At 60.2% G+C, this 6,105-nt stretch carries 8 protein-coding genes; 3 read left to right on the top strand and 5 right to left on the bottom strand.

What is annotated here, in order from left to right:
- Positions 1-96 precede the first annotated feature (96 nt).
- Together XH98_RS21040 and XH98_RS21035 are read right to left on the bottom strand one after the other, a co-directional pair.
- The gene (locus XH98_RS21040) at positions 97-363 is read right to left on the bottom strand and encodes an ABC transporter substrate binding protein (RefSeq protein WP_271619767.1); all 267 of its coding nucleotides are present in this window, start codon (positions 361-363) and stop codon (positions 97-99) included.
- 792 nt (positions 364-1,155) lie between these two features.
- Positions 1,156-1,422, bottom strand: coding sequence for a hypothetical protein (locus XH98_RS21035; RefSeq protein WP_271619766.1), 267 nt, complete (start codon positions 1,420-1,422; stop codon positions 1,156-1,158).
- 373 nt (positions 1,423-1,795) lie between these two features.
- On the opposite strand from XH98_RS21035, the gene XH98_RS21030 reads away from it, so the two are divergent.
- A complete protein-coding gene (locus tag XH98_RS21030; RefSeq protein WP_271598361.1) occupies positions 1,796-2,002 on the top strand; it encodes a hypothetical protein in 207 nt (68 codons plus the stop codon).
- Positions 2,003-2,651: 649 nt separating this feature from the next.
- Positions 2,652-3,149: a cupin domain-containing protein gene (locus XH98_RS21025; RefSeq protein ID WP_271598362.1), complete on the top strand. Its 498-nt coding sequence runs from the start codon at positions 2,652-2,654 to the stop codon at positions 3,147-3,149.
- A gap of 107 nt (positions 3,150-3,256) precedes the next feature.
- Here the strand turns inward: XH98_RS21025 and XH98_RS21020 are convergent, their stop codons facing one another.
- Positions 3,257-3,661, bottom strand: a complete 405-nt coding sequence (locus XH98_RS21020; RefSeq protein ID WP_271619765.1) for a hypothetical protein — start codon at positions 3,659-3,661, stop codon at positions 3,257-3,259.
- A gap of 420 nt (positions 3,662-4,081) precedes the next feature.
- On the opposite strand from XH98_RS21020, the gene XH98_RS21015 reads away from it, so the two are divergent.
- Positions 4,082-4,417, top strand: a complete 336-nt coding sequence (locus XH98_RS21015; protein ID WP_271619764.1) for a DCC1-like thiol-disulfide oxidoreductase family protein — start codon at positions 4,082-4,084, stop codon at positions 4,415-4,417.
- A 226-nt stretch (positions 4,418-4,643) separates the two neighbouring features.
- On the opposite strand, the gene XH98_RS21010 is transcribed toward XH98_RS21015, so the two are convergent.
- Positions 4,644-4,880 (bottom strand): hypothetical protein, encoded by a 237-nt coding sequence (locus tag XH98_RS21010; RefSeq protein ID WP_057747080.1) that lies wholly within the window; start codon positions 4,878-4,880, stop codon positions 4,644-4,646.
- 672 nt (positions 4,881-5,552) lie between these two features.
- Entirely contained in the window at positions 5,553-6,077 is a 525-nt protein-coding gene (locus XH98_RS21005) for a hypothetical protein (protein ID WP_271619763.1), read from the bottom strand.
- Between the last annotated feature and the right edge of the window lie 28 nt (positions 6,078-6,105).

Genomic DNA, 6,105 nt, shown 5'->3' with positions numbered 1-6,105 from the left:
CAGCGCTGGGCGCTTCCGCTTTACCCCCGATCCCGGACATCTCGCCGCAACGCCCTAATGGAAGCGATGGGCCACAACCCGACATCCGCGCGCATCCTATTCGATCACCTCGTCGGCGCTGGCGAGCAATGCCGGTGGTATGGTGAGGCCGAGGGCCTTCGCGGTTTTGAGGTTGATTGCGAGTATAAGTTTCGTTGGCTGTTGGATAGGAATGTCGGCCGGTGCCACTCCGTTGAGAGCCTGGCCAACATCATCTGCCCAGAGACCGAGATAATATGGCCAATCTGGCGCATAGGCCAAAAATACCGGCTCATTTTCGACGAGGTCCGTCCACCAAGTAATGGTGGGCAGGCCATATTTCATTGCCAGATGCGGCGAAGCTCGGCATGCTGTTCGGCTCGCTAATCTCGGTTACCCTAGGGCTTGGATGGGGCGCCGAATACGCTCAACGACAGCGAAAGCCAACGGATGAAAACCCGGGCAGAGCCAATGAGCCATGACACGCCCTAGTTGGCCACCACTGGTCAATTGATCTGGTCACTAGCCCCGGCATCCTGGTGGCGGGCGGTTTCGCCTGTGCGATCGTAGCGCTCTGGTCCACTAGCTGGGCCGAGCTGAATGATCCCACCCGTAAATTTCCCAAGTGCTCGAAATCGGACGACCAGTTAAATGGGACCAGCTTGGGGGGCGTTATTGAAAACACCGAAGCCAAAGCAATGGGCCGATCGCGAGATCCAGCAATTGATCAAGTTGGCTCGGGCAAGAGTAGGCGCATCGAAGATAGCGGCCGAGCTGGGCCGCCACGCCGGATCAGTGAGGCGAATGGCGCGGACGATGCGAATACTTTTGAAGAAGTAGCCGCTACGACGATCGCGCTGCACGTTGAGGCTCGGCGAAAAGTTGTCTCGGCAATCAATGCGGGCCTATAGGCCAAACCCGCGCCCAATCTCGCGCGCGAGCCTGAGCGCAGCGTCAGTATGGCGACCATAGAAGCACACCTGATCGAAAGAGAATGTTCCGCCCAAACAGCGCAATAGCAATGCCTCTAAACTTGGTTGTGGACCGTGGGTGAGGCGTGTGTCTCTGACTGATTGATCATCCATCATGCTACCTTGCGTTACCCGCTTTCGGGCGAGTTTTCTTTTGCATCGCGGCTCAATGCGACGCGCAAAGGGGACAAGTGCCGTCTGCGAGTTCACTGAGCTGCCGTCCAATCTCTTCCCTAAGGACTTTCGGCTCCCAATTCGCACCATCGCTCTTGACGACCTTCTTGGCGCGCTCGAAGGCATGGCTCTCGGCTGCATCATCACCGATGCGGATGGTGACCTCGGAATGGAAAGGACAGAGTGCGACTGCACGAGTGGTCTCTAGTGCATAGCGCACGGTCGCGCTGAGATCGTCGGCGTAATCTTTGGTGAACATGTCGAGCCTCCTGTCGCACTTGCATGGCGGGACCTTGCAAGCCATGGCGACGGGGATAAGCAGTAAGGCGAGGCCCGGTGTGCCTAGGAGCCCGGACCTCATAACCTCAGCAGCCCGACAAGAGGTTGTTCGGCTACGTGAGCAGCCTAGCCAGAGTAAACGAACTCGTTTTGATATTGCGCAAAGTCGCCTCGGACCAGCCGGCCACTCGCGGGGCTGGAGCCGAATTGGCCGGCGGTCCGATGGGCCGGCGCACACGGCAGAACGTGCGCCGTGCATCACTAGGCTAACCCCAATCAGGCCCCCCCTCTGTTCACTTGTGAACCAAACTCGTTCTTTGTAATGTTCCTATAAGAGAACATTGGGGCCGCAGATGAAGGACATGCAGGCTCAGCTAGAGAAGCTACAGCGGGGCGCCGCCGAGTGCGCCCTTATCCGCGACCTAGCGACCGATCCGAAGAAGCGTGAGTTATTCACCAGATTGGCTGAGCATCTTACCGTGCTCGCGTCGGAGGTTGAGCGGGCGATCAGTGAGAGCGTCGAAAGCGAAATCACTCCTGATCTGCCGCCAAGATGGTAGCCCTGGCCGCCCGCTTTTGACGGCGCGCCCAAGCTCATCTCGCAATCGGGCCCGCGAATGGCTATTTTCCCACATGCGTTCATTTGACTATTGCCTACGGACCAAGGGCTCAACTGTGCCAGCCGGGCGCGGTGACGACCTCCGCATGCTAACCCTGTCGATGCGAAAGACGAACCTGGAGCGTCTGCTGGCGACGCCCCGAGGGCGTCTTCATCAATCCCTTTGAACGGGCGAGCTTCGGCCTGATCTATTCCGCGCCGCCTGCAACATGGGTCTTGAAGGATTGGTGTCGAAGCGACACCACCCGGCCTATCAGGGCGGTCGGAGCAAGTACTGGATCAAGGTGAAAAACCGTCTGCGATGGAACGCGAGCTGTTGAACTAGCCGAAAGCGATGGCTTGCCCTCGCCGTAAGTGGGTCCGCTACTGGAACAGCTTACCTAAAGGTCATCCAGTGAGCTAGGCCGTGACCCTAATGCATGAACATAGTAAGTTGATTGCAAGTCCGAAAGGTAAGCACTCCGATTTCCGCATCCATCGGCATTGAGGCGGTCGATCGGAAATGCGCGATCGTATCGGACGGGCTTGCAAGGGGTTCGTGCCCCCGGTTTGTTGCGAGTGAAGTGAGAAGTAAGCCAAGGAGGAAGGAAATGAAGCATTCAATCGCACCATTTGCTGTTGCTTCTGGCCTTGCTGTCCTAGCAGCAGCACAAATCCTGCCGGCACTGCACGCCGCCGAGATGCAAATGAAGCCTCCGGTCAACGTGGAAGACATCAAGTGGGGTCCCGCTCCACCGACCATCCCGCCCGGCGCGCAGTTCGCCGTCATCGCTGGTGATCCCAGCAAGGAGGGGCTGTTCACGATGCGGCTCAAGATGCCGGCCAATTACAAAGTCCCGGCTCATAACCACCCCACCGACGAGTTCGTGACGGTGATCTCGGGTGACTTCCGAGCAGGTCTCGGCGACAAGCTCGACATGGACAAGGGGCAGTCCCTCAAGGCCGGAGCTTTCGTCGAAATGCCAGCAGGCATGAACCACTATGCCTGGACCACTGAGGAGACCGTGGTACAGATCGCCGGACCCGGGCCGTTCGCTATCAACTATGTCAACCCGGCCGATGACCCGAGCAAACAGGCCGCGAAATAGCGCCTGAACGCGTCAAGCAAAGGCCCCGACGATGTTGCACGTCGGGGCCCTTCAAGATCATGAGGCCGGGTACGTCCGCGGTGCGCTCTGATCGTTGATGTCGTCGATTACTGCATCCGATCTGGTGCAGACTGTGACGAGGCTATGGCATTGGCGTGATCACATTCCGCTCGAAAACGCTCGGCCACCAACTCGCGCTTGCGCCAGTTCTCGCGCCGCCTATGCTCGACCGCCAGCGCCTTCTGCGCCTCGAACTCCCCGATGATCTTGTCGATCTCGGCGCCGTCGAGCGTGCGCTTGATCCTCAGCAGAATGGACAACGCCATCAGGAGATCGCCGTAGGGCATCAACAGATCACGTGCGGCGACATCGCAGTGCTCCAAGAGGCTCTCGATGCCTTCCTCGGTTTTGCAGAACAACAGGGCCAACTTACGCGCCTGCCTGAGATCATCGACCGGCGATTGAGGATCGCCGTCGCCCAGCAGCATTGATTCGGCGGCTTTCCCGGCCATCAGCTCAACGCATTGGCTATAAACGCTCGCAAGCACGTGAGCGACCGAGCTGTGATCATCACCGCTAGGGCGGTCGCAAGCTCAGCGTGGTCGTCCTCGGCCGAAATACGTTCACTCATTGGGCAGAACCTCTTGTGCCACGCGACCATGCGCGCATGGATCGCAGGACGGTGTCATCATTGGGCTGCAGCATCGCGCGGGCGATCATCGCGGCGACGACCGGGGGGATGCGAGTTTCGTCCTCTGGATCGCAAATCCAGCCATCGAGACGCGCGACGATTTCGTACGGCTGCCAGCCAGCGTGATACCAAACGCCTTCGCAGTCTTGATGTTATACATGTCAGGAAAGCTCGGACCGTAGGCCATCAGTCCGCCGTCATTCGCGAATGCTCCGCCCTCCCGGACGGAAGGCAAGAGCTGTTGAGAGGCGACAGCAATAAGGCGTTTGCGATTGAAGTTGAAGAAGGCCGACGCCATCGTTGCCAATCCGCCTACATCCTCGGATTTTGCTTGCGCAACCGCTGCCGCAAGCTTCTCGATGTCCCTCGTCTCTATGATCGAGAGCATGCGACAGATGGGGCCAGCCGGCTCGTCGTCGGCGCTGACGTCGCGATCGCGTTGTGGCGGATGACGCCCGGCGAGGGGTGGCTTGCGGCGCTCTCAGGCAATCGCGTGGTGCTGCCGATCACGCGGTTTGTCTACGACCGTTTTGCCGACCTGCTGTTTGCTTGGAATAGATGGTGCGGGCGCTGGTGAGCGCGCTTGAAGCGCGATGAGATGAGGTCATTTGCCGCGACAAGGGAGGTGCGCTCCCTCACCCGCTTGCGGGGGAGGGTTGGGGAGAGGGTTTCTCCGCAACGGGACACTCCCCCAGAGGAGAGAACCCTCACCCGGCGCGTTGCGCCGACCTCTCCCGCAAGCGGGAGAGGTGCACCGAGCCCGGCCGCTTGATTCAGTCCAATATCACTGTGCCTTTGCCAGCCTACTTCTTCTTCGCTCCCACCCGCTCGATCCGCTCGATCTCCAGCGCCGGCCGTCCGCTCTTTTCCGCGATCTCGCGGTCCTGCTCCCTGATGAAGTTGCGCGCGGGTTCGTCGCCGTCGAGGCCGCCGAGCAGCTCGCTGGGGACGCGGCGGTTGGAGCGTTGCGAGCCGTCTTCGTAGACGACGTTGAAGAAGGCGAACTCGCCTTTCGGGTTGGTTCCGGGTTTCTTGGCCATGGCGGCTTGTCGTCGATCAGGGCGCCGCAGTCAAATGACTTCGCGCGGGAAGTCGACGTTCTTCGCGACCCGAATACCGGCGGAGCTCATGGATAGGGCTTGTCGTCGGCCAGCAGCGTCCTGATATCTGCGCGCGGCCCATCACCTCAATAAGCGGCGGGCCGATAAGCCCGCCGCTTATCTTGGGGTCCTCAGCGTCGGCCCGGGGCTGGCAGGGCGACAACCTGAGATAGAAAGCTATCGCTTGTGCGCCATGATGGCAAGGCAAATCGTGATGGCGACGATGTCGCAGCCAGCGCATCAGAATGCGGAAGATGTCACAAGCGGGTTCCCGTGATCCCGAGAGCAGATGCTTGGATATTAGAAATAATTCGTTCATCCTGCTGCGCTCTCGCAATGCAGCGAGAACGGGTGCGGTGACCGGGATTAAGCCCAGCGATCATGCTGCGGCGGGATGTGGTGATGGTGGATCGCACGACGCATCGCAGGATCGTTGCGAGGGCAGGCGCCTACGCCCGGAGTCTGCGATGCTGACACCATACTCCTGTTTTGCCCGACGGGTCAAACCGAAATTCGGAAAAAGAGCATCCTGTTGTGGCCCGGCTCCTACTGTGCATGGGGTTGTTTTGCGGTTTCTGTTTCGGCGCAGCTGGTCGCACGCCCTGCAGGCTCTCACGCCGCCGGCGCGATGTGGTCGTCCGCCTTGGTCTGCTGCATCTGCTGACGCGCCATCATGTCCTGCCAGAGCGTTGCGATGCTGGCCTGCGTCTGCGGCGCGATCAGGCAATGGCCTTCATTGTCGAAGCCGCAGAACCGCGCGGACGGGTCCTTCCTGACCACGGTCAGCGCCTGGTTGATCATTTCGAGGCAGGTCATGACCTGCTCGATCTGTTGCAGCCGGGTGTGGTGCAGGATGTCCATGAGGCGGAACGTCATCACCGCGGGCTGTCCGTAATTGATGCCGGGCCGGCCGAATTCGAACAGCACGTTCACCGCCGGGAAGGTGCCGCGGATGTGCTCGAGCACGCCGGCGACGTCGTCCACACTGCAGGCGACGAGATGGGCGGCTTGAGCCGGGATGGCCGCAGGCGCCCGCGGTGTCAGGCCGAGCGAAGTGATGACCTCCTGCTCGATCCATTGCCGCACCGGCGCAGGTGCATTGCGTATCTGGTCGGTGGTCAGGGTGATTCCGGTCATGGGCTGATCTCCTCGGCAGGCGCACCGT

Origin of the sequence: Bradyrhizobium sp. CCBAU 51745, assembly GCF_028128715.1 — a bacterium.
Lineage (GTDB): Bacteria > Pseudomonadota > Alphaproteobacteria > Rhizobiales > Xanthobacteraceae > Bradyrhizobium > Bradyrhizobium manausense.
The sequence above is the reverse complement of the archived record's forward strand: the minus strand, read 5'-3'. Positions and strand labels throughout refer to the sequence as shown.

Excerpts from the sequence above, each read along its gene's own strand:
- XH98_RS21035 (WP_271619766.1), bottom strand. The coding sequence starts at position 1,422 with ATGTTCACCAAAGATTACGCCGACGATCTCAGCGCGACCGTGCGCTAT.
- XH98_RS21010 (WP_057747080.1), bottom strand. The coding sequence starts at position 4,880 with ATGGCCAAGAAACCCGGAACCAACCCGAAAGGCGAGTTCGCCTTCTTC.
- XH98_RS21040 (WP_271619767.1), bottom strand. The coding sequence starts at position 363 with ATGAAATATGGCCTGCCCACCATTACTTGGTGGACGGACCTCGTCGAA.
- XH98_RS21005 (WP_271619763.1), bottom strand. The coding sequence starts at position 6,077 with ATGACCGGAATCACCCTGACCACCGACCAGATACGCAATGCACCTGCG.
- XH98_RS21025 (WP_271598362.1), top strand. The coding sequence starts at position 2,652 with ATGAAGCATTCAATCGCACCATTTGCTGTTGCTTCTGGCCTTGCTGTC.
- XH98_RS21030 (WP_271598361.1), top strand. The coding sequence starts at position 1,796 with ATGAAGGACATGCAGGCTCAGCTAGAGAAGCTACAGCGGGGCGCCGCC.
- XH98_RS21020 (WP_271619765.1), bottom strand. The coding sequence starts at position 3,661 with ATGGCCGGGAAAGCCGCCGAATCAATGCTGCTGGGCGACGGCGATCCT.